The following is a 15,199-nucleotide window of genomic DNA, read 5'->3' as shown; positions in this document are numbered from 1 at the left end:
CGGTTTCCGGATAGGCGGAAAAACAAAACTACCGCGGCGGGTTATCGAACCCGGCCATGCGGCAGACCTCGATCCATTCGTCCTCGGTCACCGGCTGCACCGACAGGCGCATACTGGTGACCAGTGCCATGTTGGCGAGCTTGGGGTTCTCCTTGATCTCCTTCAGCGTCACCGGACGCGGCACGTCCATCACTGCACGGATGTCGACGCAGTCCCAGCGGGCATCGCCCTCGGCAGTCGAATCCGGATATGAAAGTGCGCAGACCTCGGTGATGCCGACGATCTCCAGCCCCTCATTCGAGTGGTAGAAGAAACCCTTGTCGCCGATCTGCATCGCCCGCATGTTGTTGCGTGCAAGGTAGTTGCGAACGCCGGTCCATTCGGTGCCCTTGGCGCCGGCATCCTTCTGCATCTGCCAGGACCATTTGAAGGGTTCGGATTTGTAGAGCCAATGCGCCATCGCGTCTCAAGCCTCCGGATTGTTGAAGACCCAGTTGAAGGCCTTGATCTCGACATTGGAGAACAGACCTGCCTTGGCATAGGGATCCGCTTCGGCGAACGCGCGGGCTTCGTCGATGGTCTCGGCCTTGACGATCACCAGGCTGCCGGTCGGCTTGCCGTCGTCCCCCAGGAACGGGCCCGCCATCTTCAGAATGCCCTTGGCGTTGAGATCATTGAGATAGGCGACATGATCGGGGCGGGTATCGAGCCGAAGCTGCAGCGCGCCGAGTTTGTCGGTGCAATGAAGTGCGAAGAGCATGCTTCCTCCTGAAGTTGTCGTTGGCGAGGGATGCGAGCGGAAGACCGCTTTACACTTTTCCGCACCCCGCTGCCGGATTATTCCTGGGTGATCGGGCGTGTCATCAATTGTTCGAGTGCGGTGCGGACATCGAGCTTGCCGTCGATGATCGCCGCCACCGCCTCGGTGATCGGCATCTCGACGCCGAGATCATGGGCGACGCGCGCGGCGACCGACGCGGCAAAGGCGCCTTCGACCAGCTCGCCCTTGCCCCCATCGGCGCGGCCGTTCCGGCCGAGCGCGATGCCGAAGCGCAGATTGCGCGACTGGTGGCTGGTGGCCGTCAGCACGAGATCGCCGAGGCCGGAGAGACCACGCACCGTGTCGGCTTCGCCACCCTCGGCGGCGATGAAGCGCGACATCTCGGCAAGGCCGCGCGAGATCAGCGCTGCGCGGGCGGAATCGCCGAGACCCGCGCCCTCGACAATGCCGCAGGCAATCGCCAGCACGTTCTTGAGCGCGCCGCCGAGTTGCACCCCGATGCGATCCTGCGACGGGTAGAGCCGGAAGGTCGGGCCTGAAAGCACCTCTGCCAGCATCGTCGCCGTCTCCGCATCGGCGGCAGCGATTACCATCGCAGTCGGCAGGCCCTTGGCGATATCGGCGGCGAAACCTGGACCCGAGAGCACGCCGATCGAACGGCCGGGCAATTCCTCCGCCAGAACGTCGGTCAGCAACCGGCCGGTCGCTTGCTCCATGCCCTTGGCACAGGTGACGATCGTGGCGGCGGCATTGATCTGCGGGCCATATTGCCGCGCCGCATCACGGTGCGCCTGGGACGGCATGGCGAACAGCACGACTTCGGCTTCGGCGAGAACGGAGACATCCGCCGTATGTTTCAGCGCCGGCGGCAGATCGATGCCCGGCAGGGCATCCTCGTTGCGGCCGGTATTGCGGCACGCTTCGGCAATCTCCTGCCGACGGGCGAGCAGCGTCACGTCGCTGCCTGCCGCCGAGGCCGCAACCGCAGCCAAGGCAGTGCCAAAGGCGCCAGCGCCAACCACGACGATTTTCGGCCCGATCTTGGAATTGTCGTTCATTCTCTATCCGTCACATTCTGGCATCATGCCCTGGCTGAGCCCCTCATGCCTTGGCGCCGCGTTTGCCGGAGCCGAGCAGTGCCTGCGCTTGGGCGTCGAGCGGCCAGCGCGAGCGCGGCGCAACGTCGAGGCCATCGGCCACCATGCCCGCCGCCAGGCGCTCCGCACCGGCCCAGGCGATCATCGCGGCATTGTCAGTGCAGAGCGAAAGCGGCGGCGCGATAAAGTCGAAACCGGATTGTGCGCACAGGGTCTGCAGTGTCGAACGCAGCACCTGGTTCGCGGCAACGCCGCCGGCAACCACCAGGGCCGGACGCGCCACGCCGGCATGTTCCGCCTTGAAGCGCTTCAGCCCGCGCCCGACGCGATCCTTGAGCGTGCGCGAGATCGCACGCTGGAAGGAAGCGCAGATATCGGCGATGTCCTGCTCCGTCACCGGCTCCAGCGATTGCGCCGCCTGGCGCACCGCCGTCTTCAGCCCGGAAAAGGAGAAATCGAGCCGGGCGTCGCCGACGAGCGGGCGCGGAAAATCGAAACGCTGGGGATTACCGGCGAGCGCCGCGCGCTCGACCGCCGGGCCACCCGGATAGGGAAGACCGAGCAGTTTCGCCGTCTTGTCGAAGGCCTCGCCAAGCGCATCGTCGATCGTCGTGCCCCAGCGCTCGTAGTCACCAACGCCCTTGACGAGGATAAGCTGCGTATGGCCGCCGGAAACGAGCAGCATCAGATAGGGGAAGGAGAGCCCGTCGGTCAGCCGCGCCGTCAGCGCGTGGCCTTCGAGATGGTTGACGGCGTAGAGCGGCTTGCCGGTTGCGCGCGCGATCGCCTTGCCGGTCATCAGCCCGACGATCAGGCCGCCAATCAGACCGGGACCACTTGTCGCAGCGATCGCATCGATGTCGGCAAGCGTGACGCCGGCGCGCAGAAGCGCCTCCTCGATCAGCGTATCGAGCGCTTCCACATGGGCGCGCGCTGCGATCTCGGGAACCACGCCGCCATAGGCGCTATGCTCTTCCAGCTGGCTCAGAACGACGTCGCCGAGAATGTGGCCCTTGCCGTCGGAATCGCGCAAAATAACGGAAGCGGCGGTTTCGTCGCAGCTTGTTTCTATGCCGAGGATGCGCAGGGGCGGAGACATCAGAGTATACTCAAAGATTGCGGTCGCACCGAAAGGTGGGTACACGGAACTCCGGTAACAATGGATAGCCTTTGATGCAAACAAAACCTTTCCGGATCGGCACGCGCGGCAGCCCGCTGGCGCTCGCTCAAGCCCATGAAACGCGCGACCGGCTCGCAGCGGCGCATGGTCTGGCGCCGGAAATGTTCGAGGTCGTCATTCTCTCGACCAAGGGCGACCGGATCACCGACCGCTCGCTCGCCGAGATCGGCGGCAAGGGCCTGTTCACCGAAGAGATCGAGCAGCAATTGCTGTCGGGCAAACTCGATTTCGCCGTGCATTCGTCCAAGGACATGCCGACGAAGCTGCCCGATGGGCTCTGTCTTTCCGCCTTCCTGCCGCGTGAGGACATTCGCGACGCCTTCATCGGCCGCTCGGCGCGCAAGCTGATGGAACTGCCTGAAGGCGCCACTGTCGGTTCCTCGTCGCTGCGCCGCCAGGCGTTGATCCGCCGGCTGCGGCCGGATCTCCACGTCATCACCTATCGCGGCCAAGTGGAAACGCGGCTGAGAAAGCTCGCCGAGGGCCAGGTGGACGCGACGCTGCTCGCCTATGCCGGCCTGAAGCGGCTCGGCATGACCGACGTTCCGACCGAACTGCTGGACCCGACGGACTTCCCCCCGGCCCCGGCGCAAGGCGCGATCTGCATCGAAAGCCGGGTGGGCGACAGCCGCATCAACGACCTGCTCGCGGCCATCGACGACCAGCGCACCCATGAGGCGGTCGCCTGCGAGCGCGGCTTCCTCGCGACGCTCGACGGTTCCTGCCGCACGCCGATCGCCGGCCTCGCCATCTCGGATGGCACCCATCTCCGTTTTTCCGGCATGATCCTCACGCCCGACGGCCAGACCCATCATCGCGTCACGATCGAAGGCAAGGCCACCGACGCCGAAGCGCTCGGCAAGAAGGCGGGCGAGGAAATCCGTGCCAAGGCCGGCCCGGGCTTCTTTGCGAGCTGGACCTGAGCCGATGCGCGTGCTCGTCACCCGGCCGCTTCCCGCCGCCGAGGCGACGGCACGCCGGCTGGAGGCGGCCGGCCACCAGCCGATCCTCCTGCCATTGATGCAGGCCATGCATCTCACCGCCATTGCCGAAGCAGCGCTAGACATCCCGTTTGCAGCCATTGTCCTGACCAGCGCCGAAGCGGTTCGGGTCCTCGCCGCTCTGGGCGGTGAAATGGAAAAGCATCTGAAAACCCCATGCTTCTGCGTCGGCGAGGCGACTGCGCGGGCAGCACGAGAACTTGGCTTCACCGATCTCCGCATCGGCGATGGCACCGGCGAAGCGCTGGCCGGGCTGATTGTTTCGGCCGTCGGCACCTTGCCGAAACAGCCGCTGATCTATCTGACCGGCTCTCCGCGCTCCGACGGCCTCGAAAGCACGCTCCGGCAACATGGCGTCGAGTATAGGACGGTCGAATGCTATCGCATGGAACCGACGGTGCAGCCGCCCGGTGCGCTGAAAGATCTCGCGCGAACCGACCGGCCCGACGCCGTTCTGCTCTATTCCCGGGAGACGGCTCGACGCCTGGCGGCATTGCTGCAGGAGGCCAGCCTGGACGCTGCGTCCTTCAGCCCGCGCTATCTCTGCCTGAGCGCTGCCGTCGCCGAGGCGCTGCCAAGCAACGTCATGGCGCAGATCGCCGCTAAGCCCGACGAAGAAAACCTTTTTAGTTTGATCTAAAATGGGATGAAGAAAAATGTTGGCGGTTTTCCGCCCGCATTCCACGTCACGCCAGGGCCGATTCAGCCAAAATCGAAACGGAGGGGCTTTCCCTCACCGTTCGGGCTGACTAGGTTTGAGAGAAGAGCCGACAGGAACAACGGTAAGAGGTCACCATGGTATCGGAAAACCCGCCGCGCCGCTCGAAGTCCGAGAAGGAACCGCTGACGATCGACCTCGAAGCGGAAAAAACCGTTGCGGAACCGGCCGAGGCCGAAACAACCCGCGAGACGGTGACGGACGTGGCAAGCGAAAGCCCGGCAAGCGACGCCAAGGCGGATGAGACGACAACGGACAGCAGCGACGACAGCGCCGCCGGATCGCGCCTGGAAGAAGAGATCGAGGAGCAGCGCGCCGACGCGGCCGCAGCCGTCTTCGCCGAAGAACCGCCGCACGCGGCACAGGAGCCGGAACCGGCGCCGCGGCAAAAGCCAGTGTCCAACTCTGGCGCGCTTGCCGCCGGTATCCTCGGTGGCCTCGTAACGCTGCTCGGCTTTGGCGGCCTGCAATATGCCGGCATCGTTCCCGGACTTGGCCCTGAGCGTGGCGTCGAGCAGAACATCTCCGGCGAACTGCAGGCACTGCGCGATCAGATCGCAGCATTGCCCACGCCTGCCGCAGTCGTCGACAATACGGCGCTCGAAGGCCGCATCGCCGCCCTCGAACAATCAGCCGCCCAACCGGGCACGAACGGCGCGCCGAGTGCCGAGGTCGAAACGCTGAAGGCGGAGATCGACAACCTTACCAAGGAACTTGCAGGGCTGAAGACGGCACTCGCCGACGCCCAACAGACGGCGACAACGGAGAAGGCGGAACTGACGAGCCGCATCGAATCCGCCGAGCAGAAGCTCAACGAGCCGGTCAACGACATCCAGATGGCCAAGGCGGTCGCGGTCACGGCGCTGAAGTCGGCAATCGATCGCGGCGGACCCTTCCTCGCCGAACTCGACGCGCTGCGCAGCATCGCACCGGACGAACAGGCCGTCGCTGCTCTGGCCCAGGATGCCCAGGTTGGCGTGCCGACCCGCACCGACCTGCGCCGCGAATTTCCGAAAACCGCCGACGCCATGCTCGACGCCCTCAATCAGCCCGATCCGAACGAGGGCATCTTCGACCGGCTGGTGTCCAGCGCCATGTCCGGCATTCGCGTGCGCCCCGTCGGCAGCGTCGAGGGTGAGACGCCCGAAGCCGTCATCGCCCGTATCGAGGACAAGCTGAACAATGGCGATCTCAAGGGCGCTGCTCTGGAGTGGGAGGGGCTGCCGGATGCCGCCAAACCGGCGGGCGAGGCCTTCAAGGCCAAGCTCGACCAGCGTCTGCGTGTCGAAGCCGCGATCGATGCCGCCGTCGCCGCGACAATGGCAAAGCCCGGCACAGAGGGCTGAGGGTACCAGATATGATCCGCATTCTGATTTTCATCCTGATCGTGCTTGGCCTCGGCCTCGGCTTCGCGTGGCTCGCGGACCGGCCGGGTGAGCTCTCGCTCGTCTGGCAAGGTCAGCTCATCGAGATGAGCCTGATGCGGGCCGCATCACTACTGATCTCGCTGATCGCGGCCGTGCTGATCGCCGTCTGGGTGGTGCGCACCATCTGGCTCTCTCCCCACACCGTCACCCGTTACTTCCGCGCTCGTAAGCGCGACCGTGGCTACCAGGCGCTTTCGACCGGCCTGATCGCTGCCGGGGCTGGCGACGCCAATCTTGCCCGCAAGATGACCGCCCGTACCCGCGGATTGATCAGCGCCGACCAGGAGCCTTTGATCCACCTACTCGAAGCGCAAACCGCCCTCATCGAAGGCAAGTACGACGATGCGCGCCGCAAGTTCGAGCTGATGGCCGACGATCCGGAGACCCGCGAACTCGGGCTTCGCGGCCTCTACCTCGAAACCAAGCGCCTCGGTGCCCACGAGGCCGCCCGGCAATATGCCGAACGCGCCGCCGAGAAAGCACCGCATCTGCCCTGGGCGGCTCTCGCGACGCTCGACAGCCAGAGCCAGGCCGGACAGTGGGACGATGCTCTGCGTCTTCTCGACAAGAGCCGCGCCGCCCATGTGGTCGAACGCAAGGAGGCCGACCGTAAGAAGGCCGTGCTTTTGACCGCCCGGGCGGTCACAAAGCTCGACGGCGACGTGAAGGGTGCCCGAGACGATGCGCTTGCGGCATTGAAGCTCGACGAACACCTGGTGCCGGCGGCGCTGACGGCCGCCAAGGCGCTGTTTCGCGAGGACAACCTGCGCAAGGGGACCTCGATCCTGGAGAAAAACTGGAAGCACGAGCCTCACCCGGACGTGGCGCGGCTCTACGTGCGTGCCCGCGGCGGCGACACCGCCGTCGACCGGTTGAAGCGGGCGCGCAAGCTTGAAGCCCTCAGGCCCAACAATGCCGCGGCGATGGCAGCTGTCGCCGAGGCCGCGCTCGAAGCGCGCGAACTGCTACTGGCCCGCACCAAGGCGGAAGCCGCCGCCAGGCTCGATCCGACCGAGAGCGTCTTCCTGTTGCTCGCCGACATAGAAGAAGCCGACACCGCCGACGAGGGCCGCATCCGCCACTGGATGGCGCAGGCCCTGCGCAGCCCACGGGACCCGGCCTGGACTGCCGACGGCGTGACGTCGCCGACCTGGCTGCCGGTCTCGCCCGTCAGCGGACGGCTCGATGCGTTCGAATGGAAAGCGCCGCCGCACGCGCTTTCGGCGACCGTCGACCACGACCAGTCGAATGCCGACGAAGCGATCCGCAGTCTGCCGCCGGTGGCCACGGAGCCGCATGCGCATGAACCGGCACCCGCAACCCGCCGCAGCGAAGCGCCCGTCATACTCGAGGCCGAACGGGAGGAGCCGCGCCCGGAACCGCTGCCGATCAAGGTCACGGAGCGCAAACCGCCCGAGCCGATCGCCGACAAGTCTCCGGTCAAGAAGACAGAGAAGGAAGAGGTTACCAACGGCGAGCACATGCCTGATCCCTTTTTCGGCCGTCCGCCGGATGATCCCGGCGTGCGCGATCCAGCCACCGGCGAGAAGGCGCCGGAAAAGGCTAGTTTCCGACTGTTCTGAACTCTCAAGGGGCTGTGGCAAAATACATGTTTGAACGCTTACGGACGTTTCTCGACGGCCTGACCGGCCCGGCGACGCGGATAGAGCACGGCGATCCACGCGTGGCCGTCATCGCCCTCTGTTTCCAGGTCATGGAAGCCGACGGCCGGATTCTTGCGTCCGAACGGCGCAAGATGCGATCGGTCATCAAGCAAAACTACAAGCTCGACGATGCCTCGCTTGCCGCGCTGATCGAAGCGGGCAAGACTGCCGAAAGCGAGGCGATCGATTACTACCAGTTCACCGCCGAGCTCAAGCGCCACCTCTCGGAGGAACAGCGCATCGAACTCGTCGGCATGCTCTGGGATATCGTCTATGCCGACGGCAAACGCAGCGAAATGGAAGACCACGTGATCTGGCGCATCGCTGATCTGCTCGCCGTCTCCGGGCGCGACCGGGTGTTGCAGCGGCAGGAGGCCGCCGCGAGAAGCGACACCGTCGAGGACGCCGAGCCGCAACAGGAAAGCTGAAATGCCGATGCCGGACACAAGCGCGCGAAAACCAGTCCTGATCATCCTGCATCAGGAGCGGTCGAGTGCCGGCCGTGTCGGCCAGATTCTGGAGCAGAAGGGCTTTCGGCTCGATATCCGCCGGCCGGCACTTGGCGATGACCTGCCGCCGACCCTGAAGCATCATAGCGGCACGATCATTTTTGGCGGCCCGATGAGCGCCAATGACGAGGAAGAGTTTGTCCGCCGCGAGATCGACTGGCTGTCCGTGCCGCTCAAGGAGAACAAGCCCTATCTCGGCATCTGCCTCGGCGCGCAGATGCTGGCGCGCAATCTCGGCGGCTCCGTGGCGCCGCATCACGAGGGCATGACCGAGATCGGCTGGTATCCGCTGATCGCAACCGATGCCGGCAAGGCACTGATGGATTGGCCTGATATGGTCTACCATTTTCACCGCGAAGGCTTCGACCTGCCTGCCGGCGCCGAGCTGCTCGCAACCGGTGACACCTACCCCAATCAGGCCTTCCGCTATGGCGACAATGCCTGGGGCATCCAGTTTCACGGCGAGCTGACACGCGCGATGATGCACCGTTGGGTCGTACACGGCGCGCACCGGTTCGAGATGCCCGGCGCCCAGGTGGGAAAGGCGCATCTCGATGGCCGCATGCAGCATGACGGGCCGCTGCGCACCTGGATGGAAAACTTCCTGGAACTGATCTTCCTGCGCGACGAGAAAGCAATTCCAGGAAAAGTGTAAGACCCCATTGGAACACCCCTGGGGCGCGCGCCCTTACCTGTGATGTTCAGGCACGTCGAGCGTGTCGATCTTGCGCAATTGCGGGAAGCCGAGCGCCCAGAGCCCTGACACGAGCAGCGTGCCCATGCCGCCGAAGACCACTGCAAAGACGGCGCCGAAGCCGGAAGCCATCATGCCCGCGCGGAATTCACCAAGCTCGTTCGACGCGCCGATGAACACCATGTTGACGGCGTTGACCCGGCCGCGCAGCTCGTCCGGCGTCCAGAGCGTGATCAGGATTTCACGCACATAAACCGAGATCATGTCGGCGGCGCCCATGACGACGAGCGCGGCGATCGAGATCCAGGGCGTCGCCGAGAGACCGAAGACAACGGTACCGAGTCCGAAGAGCGCGACACCGGTGAACATGTAGAAACCGGCACGGTGGCGGATCGGATGCGCCGCGAGCCAGACCGCCATACTGACGGCACCGATACCCGGAGCGGCGCGCAAGAGGCCGAGACCCCACGGACCGAGATCGAGAACGTCGCGAGCAAAGACCGGCATCAGCGCCACCGCACCGCCGAGCAGTACCGCGAACAGATCGAGCGATATCGCGCCCAGAACCACCTTTTCGGCCTTGATGTAGCGGAAACCGGCGGTGATCGTCTCCCAGCTCTGGGCGGAGGCTTGCGTGCGGGTCGCCGGTTTCGGGATGGCAAAGACCATGAGCGCGGATGCCAGGAAGAAGCAGACGCCGACGGCATAGGGAACGACGGCGCCGAGCGCATAGATCAGGCCGCCCGCGACCGGACCGACGATCATCGCCGTCTGCCAGGACGTGGAATTCCAGGCGATCGCATTGGGCAGGTCTTCGGGCGGTACGAGGTTGGGCGCCAGTGACTGAGACGCCGGCGCCAGGAAGGCGCGTTCGATGCCGAAGACAACGAGGATCGCATAGACCGGCCAGGGTGAAAACAATCCGGATACCGTCAGAAGCAGCAATGCCGTCGCGCAGAGCGTGCTGATGACCATGCAGATCCCCATGATCATGCGCCGGTTGTAGCGGTCCGCAGCCGCGCCGGTGACGAGGATCAGCACCAGCGACGGCAGAAACTGGAAGAGGCCGATCAAGCCGAGATCGAACGGGTCACGCGTGAGGTCATAGATCTGCCAGCCGACTGCGACAGAAATGATCTGGATTGCGAAGTACGCCAGGAAGCGCGAGAAGAAATAGCGGCGATAGCCGACATGCCGAAAGGCGGCAAAACGATGCGAGGCATGAACGGCGGACATGCGGAAGGGGCTCCTGCTGAGGCTCGGTTATCGTGCGACCCCATGTTAAACATGATCGCGCCCGATAAACCGGCGTACTTGCTCGTTTAGGTCTCAATGTCTACATGTCTGTCAATAACGATTTGGAGACCGGCATGCTTGCTGTCATCGGCACCTTGAACTTCATCATCAACATCGCGTGGTTTCTGGTTATCGCGTCGGCCATCTTTTCCTGGCTCTACGCGTTCAACGTCATCAACGTGAACAACCAGGCGATCAACATGATCGGCCGCTCGCTCTATCAGCTGACGGAGCCGCTCTATCGCCCGATCCGCCGCGTTCTGCCAGACATGGGCGGCGTGGATCTGTCGCCGCTGGTGGTGCTGGTGATCCTCTATTTCATCCAGCTCTTCCTGAATACGACGATCGCGCAGGCGCTGCTTGGCTGATGATGGCCATCCGGCCTTCACCGCGCATGGCGACCACGTTCGCCTGACGGTACGCTTGACGCCGCACGGCGGCCGCGACGCCATTGACGGCTTGGAAGCGGCTGCCGACGGAGAAGAACATCTGAAAGTGCGCGTCAGCGCAGTCCCGGAAAAAGGCAAGGCCAACCAGGCGCTGATTGCCCTTCTTTCGAAGAAGTTCGGGCTTGCCAAGAGCAAGCTTTCTCTCATCTCAGGCGAGACGCAGCGCAAAAAAATCCTCCGGATCGATGGCGACCCGGAGGACATAGTCAAACGACTTGCAGAGCTTGTCGGTCAATAGCGCGGTCCCAGGGAAACTCTGAAGCAGTTTCCTTTCCCGAACTGCGCCGCTCGAAGCTTACTTGGCGCCCTTGGCGCGCTCGACGGCTTCCTTGATCAGCTGCCTGGCGACGGAAGCATCCTTCCAACCAAAAATCTTCACCCACTTGCCGGGCTCCAGATCCTTGTAGTGCTCGAAGAAGTGCTCGATCTGCTTGAGCGTGATTTCCGGCAGGTCGGTGTATTCGTGCACCTTGTCGTAGCGCTGCGTCAGGTGAGCCGACGGAACCGCGATGATCTTTTCGTCCTGGCCGGAATTGTCCTCCATCATCATCACGCCGATCGGGCGGACGTTGATGACGCAGCCCGGAACCAGCGGACGGGTGTTGCAGATCAGAACGTCGATCGGGTCGCCGTCGTCCGAAAGCGTATGCGGCACGAAGCCGTAGTTACCCGGATAGGTCATCGGCGTGTAGAGGAAGCGGTCGACGACCAGCGTGCCGGCTTCCTTGTCCATCTCGTACTTGATCGGATGGCCGCCGACGGGAACTTCAACGATGACGTTGACATCTTCTGGTGGATTCTTTCCGATGGAAATCGCGTCGATGCGCATGGATCTACTCCAGGGTCAGTTGAGTTTGCCCGTCGGATAAAGGGAAACATGCCGCGATGCAACATAACTTTCGTCCGAAATGCAGATTCAACCGGTCGTTTTGTCATCACCGAACGACCCTCATGATCGTCAAAATCTCGTTCGAGGGAGATCACGATGAACGGAAAGGTTGCATGCCTGTCGCTGGTCCTGTTGTCCGCCGGACCCGCGGTGGCCAATGAGAGCGTCTATGTCAACGTCAGCCGAGAAAAGTGCCAGACGATTAAAGAGGAGCCGGGCAGGTACTCCCTGATGACCTGCCCGGGCCATGGCGATTATCCGGCTCATTTCAAGGAGATGGATATCCGCCAGAGCTTCTCCTTCGGTCACCTCAACGAGCGCTACCGCAACGAGGCGTTCGAAACCTTCATCCCCTTCAACCACGCCGGCGCCACGGTGGAATGGCGCATCGCCAAAGGCGGCACCCCGGTCGCGACGATCCTGCGCTGGTTCATCGAAGACCCCGACCCGGAGACAGGAGGATCGGCACCGGCGCTTGAAGGGCAGGTTCTCGTCGTCTCCACGGTAGCCCAGAAGGACGACGGCAAGGGCTGCGTCGCCGGCTATGTCGATGCGCTCGCAAATCCCGATCCCAACGCGCTCGCCCGCAAGATCGCCGACGAGGTGGCGCCGACCTTCCGCTGTGGCGTCGACAAGGCGGTCTACCATGGCACGCAAGGCGACAAGGCAAGCGCACCGCGCAACGAACTACCGGAATAGCGGCTGATCTCAACCGGAAGCGGGAAAGCCTAAAGCCTGTCGCGCAAAAGTGCGCAGCGGTTTTGCGACAACGACATGCGAAATATCAAGAACTTAAAGCGCAAGGAGCGAATCTGAAAGATCGCGACGCGCTTTAGTTCCAGGCGAAGCCGACCTTCTTCAGATGCTTGTCGCCGAAATCTTCCATGCCTTCGGCGATATCGCTGCCGCCGGCGCCCTGGAAGAACTGGTAGGCATGCTCGCTATCCTCGAGGCACCAGACGACGAGGCCGCGGCAGCCGAGCGAACGCAACAGGCTCTTGGCCTCGCCGAAGAGGATGCGCCCGAGACCTATGCCCTGATATTCCGGCCTGAGATAGATCTCGTAGATCTCGCCTTCCTGCGGCAGGGCCTTGGCGCGGCTGAGGCCGAGCGTTGCATAGCCGGCAATGGTTCCGGCCACGTCGACGACGAGCAGCGTTGCAGGACCGCGCGTCGCCTTGCGCCACCAGACCTCGTCGCGGCGGTTGACCATCTGAACCAGCGGACGGTGGGGGATGAGACCGCCATAGGCCTGCAGCCACGAAACGCGGTGCACATCGGCAATCGCCGATGCTTCCTGCGGCTCTCCGGGCCGAATCTCTATCGAAACAGTCTTCATGACTCGCGACTCTAAACGCACACAAGGCGAACAGGAATCCCGCCCGGTTGCCGGCCAGCGTTAACCCACAGGCAACTTTAACGGCACCCTATGGAAGGTTAACGCCTTTTTAACTTTATCCGCAAGTCGCCCATCCGTGGCACACACAGCAAAAAACCCCGGATCGCTCCGGGGTTTTTTCAGGCCCGGTAAGTTCAGAATGCTTAAGCCGCGCCGGCAGTGCGGGCCTTCTCGAAGCGCTTGCGGTCGTTCGGGTCGAGATGCATCTTGCGCAGACGGATCGACTTCGGCGTCACTTCGACGAGCTCGTCGTCCTGGATCCAGGAGAGCGCGCGCTCCAGCGTCATGCGGATCGGCGGCGTCAGGCGAACAGCTTCGTCCTTGCCGGCGGCGCGCATGTTGGTGAGCTTCTTGCCCTTCAGCACGTTCACTTCGAGATCGTTGTCGCGGGTGTGGATGCCGATGATCATGCCGGCATAGACCTTCTCGCCAGCATCGATGATCATCGGGCCGCGGTCTTCCAGGTTGAACATCGCATAGGCAACCGATTCACCGGCATCGTTCGACAAGAGAACGCCGTTGACGCGGCCACCGATCTCGCCCTTGTAGGGCTGGTAGGCGTGGAACAGGCGGTTCATGATCGCCGTGCCGCGGGTGTCGGTCAGAAGTTCCGACTGGTAGCCGATGAGGCCGCGGGTCGGAGCGAAGAACACCAGGCGGACGCGGTTGCCGCCGGACGGACGCAGCTCGACCATCTCGGCCTTGCGCTCCGACATCTTCTGCACGACGACGCCGGAATGCTCTTCGTCAACGTCGATGACGACTTCTTCGATCGGCTCGAGCATCTGGCCGTTGTCGTCCTTGTGCATGACGACGCGCGGACGCGACACGGCAAGCTCGAAGCCTTCGCGGCGCATGGTTTCGATCAGAACGGCGAGCTGCAGTTCGCCGCGGCCGGACACGAAGAACGAATCCTTCTCGGAGGATTCTTCGATCTTCAGCGCAACGTTGCCTTCGGCTTCCTTGAACAGGCGGTCGCGGATGACGCGGCTGGTGACCTTGTCGCCTTCGGTGCCGGCAAGCGGGCTGTCGTTGACGATGAACGACATGGTGACGGTCGGCGGGTCGATCGGCTGGGCGGTCAGCGCTTCGGCGACGGACGGATCACAGAACGTGTCGGCGACGGTGCCCTTGGTGAGACCGGCGATTGCAACGATGTCACCGGCATGCGCTTCTTCGATCGGCTGACGCTCGATGCCGCGGAAGGCGAGGATCTTCGAGATGCGGCCATTTTCCAGCAGCTTGCCGTCCTGGCCCAGAACCTTGACGGCCTGGTTCGGCTTCAGCGAACCCGAATGAACGCGGCCGGTGATGATGCGGCCGAGGAAGGGGTTGGCTTCGAGGATCGTGCCGATCATGCGGAACGGGCCTTCGGCAACCGTCGGCTCGGGCACGTGCTTGAGCACGAGATCGAGCAGCGGCGCCATGCCCTGGTCCTTCGGACCTTCCGGGGCGACGTTCATCCAGCCATCACGACCCGAACCGTAGAGGATCGGGAAGTCGAGCTGCTCGTCGGAGGCGTCGAGGTTGGCGAAGAGGTCGAAGACTTCGTTGATGACTTCTTCGTGGCGACCATCCGGACGGTCGATCTTGTTGATCGCGACGATCGGCTTCAGGCCGACCTTCAGCGCCTTGCCGACGACGAACTTCGTCTGCGGCATCGGGCCTTCGGAGGCATCGACAAGAACGATGGCACCATCCACCATCGACAGGATGCGCTCGACTTCACCGCCGAAATCGGCGTGGCCGGGGGTGTCGACGATGTTGATGCGCACGCCCTTCCACTCGACCGAGGTCGCCTTGGCGAGAATGGTGATGCCGCGCTCTTTTTCGATATCGTTGGAGTCCATGACGCGTTCGGCAACGCGCTGGTTTTCGCGGAACGAGCCCGACTGCTTCAGGAGCTCGTCAACAAGGGTCGTTTTCCCATGGTCAACGTGCGCGATAATCGCGATGTTACGAATGCTCATTTTTCGTCTCGGAGGTTCAGGGCAAGCCCCGATGGGCCACGCCGCTTTTTCAATGGTCGCGCTCATACAGGTTTTTTTGCGATTGCGAAAGGGGGCGCGCGCATCAGCGCCGCGGTCAAATGCCG

General features: G+C 63.5%; 17 protein-coding genes. 9 read left to right on the top strand and 8 right to left on the bottom strand.

Going from position 1 to position 15,199, the window contains the following annotated elements; genetic code table 11:
• Window positions 1–28: 28 nt before the first annotated feature.
• From V7S54_RS13565 to tsaD, 4 genes are all read right to left on the bottom strand, one after another.
• Window positions 29–460, bottom strand: coding sequence for an EVE domain-containing protein (locus V7S54_RS13565; protein WP_065374162.1), 432 nt, complete (start codon window positions 458–460; stop codon window positions 29–31).
• A 6-nt stretch (window positions 461–466) separates the two neighbouring features.
• Complete coding sequence (locus tag V7S54_RS13560; RefSeq protein WP_065374161.1) at window positions 467–760, bottom strand: YciI-like protein; 294 nt, start codon at window positions 758–760, stop codon at window positions 467–469.
• A gap of 77 nt (window positions 761–837) precedes the next feature.
• On the bottom strand, window positions 838–1,839 hold the full coding sequence (locus V7S54_RS13555) for an NAD(P)H-dependent glycerol-3-phosphate dehydrogenase (protein ID WP_065374160.1): 1,002 nt from the start codon (window positions 1,837–1,839) through the stop codon (window positions 838–840).
• Window positions 1,840–1,882: 43 nt separating this feature from the next.
• Window positions 1,883–2,977, bottom strand: a complete 1,095-nt coding sequence (gene tsaD / locus V7S54_RS13550) for a tRNA (adenosine(37)-N6)-threonylcarbamoyltransferase complex transferase subunit TsaD (protein ID WP_065374159.1) — start codon at window positions 2,975–2,977, stop codon at window positions 1,883–1,885.
• 74 nt (window positions 2,978–3,051) lie between these two features.
• Here tsaD and hemC point away from each other — a divergent pair, with 74 nt between their 5' ends.
• The 6 genes from hemC to V7S54_RS13520 all read left to right on the top strand — a co-directional run bounded on the left by hemC (window position 3,052) and on the right by V7S54_RS13520 (window position 9,032).
• Window positions 3,052–3,981 carry a hydroxymethylbilane synthase gene (gene hemC, locus V7S54_RS13545; protein ID WP_065374158.1) on the top strand — a complete coding sequence of 310 codons (930 nt, stop codon included), beginning with the start codon at window positions 3,052–3,054 and terminating at the stop codon, window positions 3,979–3,981.
• A 4-nt stretch (window positions 3,982–3,985) separates the two neighbouring features.
• Window positions 3,986–4,699 carry a uroporphyrinogen-III synthase gene (locus V7S54_RS13540; protein ID WP_065374157.1) on the top strand — a complete coding sequence of 238 codons (714 nt, stop codon included), beginning with the start codon at window positions 3,986–3,988 and terminating at the stop codon, window positions 4,697–4,699.
• 155 nt (window positions 4,700–4,854) lie between these two features.
• On the top strand, window positions 4,855–6,123 hold the full coding sequence (locus tag V7S54_RS13535) for a COG4223 family protein (RefSeq protein WP_065374156.1): 1,269 nt from the start codon (window positions 4,855–4,857) through the stop codon (window positions 6,121–6,123).
• Between the two features lie 11 nt (window positions 6,124–6,134).
• Window positions 6,135–7,787, top strand: a complete 1,653-nt coding sequence (locus tag V7S54_RS13530) for a heme biosynthesis protein HemY (RefSeq protein ID WP_336408445.1) — start codon at window positions 6,135–6,137, stop codon at window positions 7,785–7,787.
• Window positions 7,788–7,813: 26 nt separating this feature from the next.
• Window positions 7,814–8,296 (top strand): tellurite resistance TerB family protein, encoded by a 483-nt coding sequence (locus V7S54_RS13525; protein WP_065374154.1) that lies wholly within the window; start codon window positions 7,814–7,816, stop codon window positions 8,294–8,296.
• A 1-nt stretch (window position 8,297) separates the two neighbouring features.
• Window positions 8,298–9,032, top strand: coding sequence for a glutamine amidotransferase (locus V7S54_RS13520; RefSeq protein ID WP_065374153.1), 735 nt, complete (start codon window positions 8,298–8,300; stop codon window positions 9,030–9,032).
• Window positions 9,033–9,065: 33 nt separating this feature from the next.
• Here V7S54_RS13520 and V7S54_RS13515 read toward each other — a convergent pair whose 3' ends face one another.
• Window positions 9,066–10,307 carry an MFS transporter gene (locus V7S54_RS13515; RefSeq protein WP_065374152.1) on the bottom strand — a complete coding sequence of 414 codons (1,242 nt, stop codon included), beginning with the start codon at window positions 10,305–10,307 and terminating at the stop codon, window positions 9,066–9,068.
• A 134-nt stretch (window positions 10,308–10,441) separates the two neighbouring features.
• On the opposite strand from V7S54_RS13515, the gene V7S54_RS13510 reads away from it, so the two are divergent.
• Both V7S54_RS13510 and V7S54_RS13505 read left to right on the top strand, forming a co-directional pair.
• On the top strand, window positions 10,442–10,735 hold the full coding sequence (locus tag V7S54_RS13510) for a YggT family protein (protein ID WP_113535285.1): 294 nt from the start codon (window positions 10,442–10,444) through the stop codon (window positions 10,733–10,735).
• Complete coding sequence (locus V7S54_RS13505; protein WP_065374150.1) at window positions 10,728–11,054, top strand: DUF167 domain-containing protein; 327 nt, start codon at window positions 10,728–10,730, stop codon at window positions 11,052–11,054. The genes V7S54_RS13510 and V7S54_RS13505 overlap by 8 nt, the downstream gene beginning before the upstream one ends.
• 57 nt (window positions 11,055–11,111) lie before the next feature.
• Here the strand turns inward: V7S54_RS13505 and ppa are convergent, their stop codons facing one another.
• Window positions 11,112–11,645 carry an inorganic diphosphatase gene (gene ppa, locus V7S54_RS13500; RefSeq protein ID WP_057254979.1) on the bottom strand — a complete coding sequence of 178 codons (534 nt, stop codon included), beginning with the start codon at window positions 11,643–11,645 and terminating at the stop codon, window positions 11,112–11,114.
• 156 nt (window positions 11,646–11,801) lie between these two features.
• On the opposite strand from ppa, the gene V7S54_RS13495 reads away from it, so the two are divergent.
• Window positions 11,802–12,404, top strand: coding sequence for a hypothetical protein (locus V7S54_RS13495; protein ID WP_065374149.1), 603 nt, complete (start codon window positions 11,802–11,804; stop codon window positions 12,402–12,404).
• Window positions 12,405–12,537: 133 nt separating this feature from the next.
• Here V7S54_RS13495 and V7S54_RS13490 read toward each other — a convergent pair whose 3' ends face one another.
• Both V7S54_RS13490 and typA read right to left on the bottom strand, forming a co-directional pair.
• Complete coding sequence (locus V7S54_RS13490; RefSeq protein WP_065374148.1) at window positions 12,538–13,044, bottom strand: GNAT family N-acetyltransferase; 507 nt, start codon at window positions 13,042–13,044, stop codon at window positions 12,538–12,540.
• A 203-nt stretch (window positions 13,045–13,247) separates the two neighbouring features.
• Entirely contained in the window at window positions 13,248–15,074 is a 1,827-nt protein-coding gene (typA, locus tag V7S54_RS13485; protein ID WP_057254976.1) for a translational GTPase TypA, read from the bottom strand.
• Window positions 15,075–15,199: the final 125 nt, after the last annotated feature.

It is taken from the genome of Ensifer sp. CCNWLY38, assembly GCF_037120565.1.
Taxonomy (GTDB): Bacteria; Pseudomonadota; Alphaproteobacteria; order Rhizobiales; family Rhizobiaceae; genus Ensifer; species Ensifer adhaerens_H.
The sequence above is the reverse complement of the archived record's forward strand: the minus strand, read 5'-3'. Positions and strand labels throughout refer to the sequence as shown.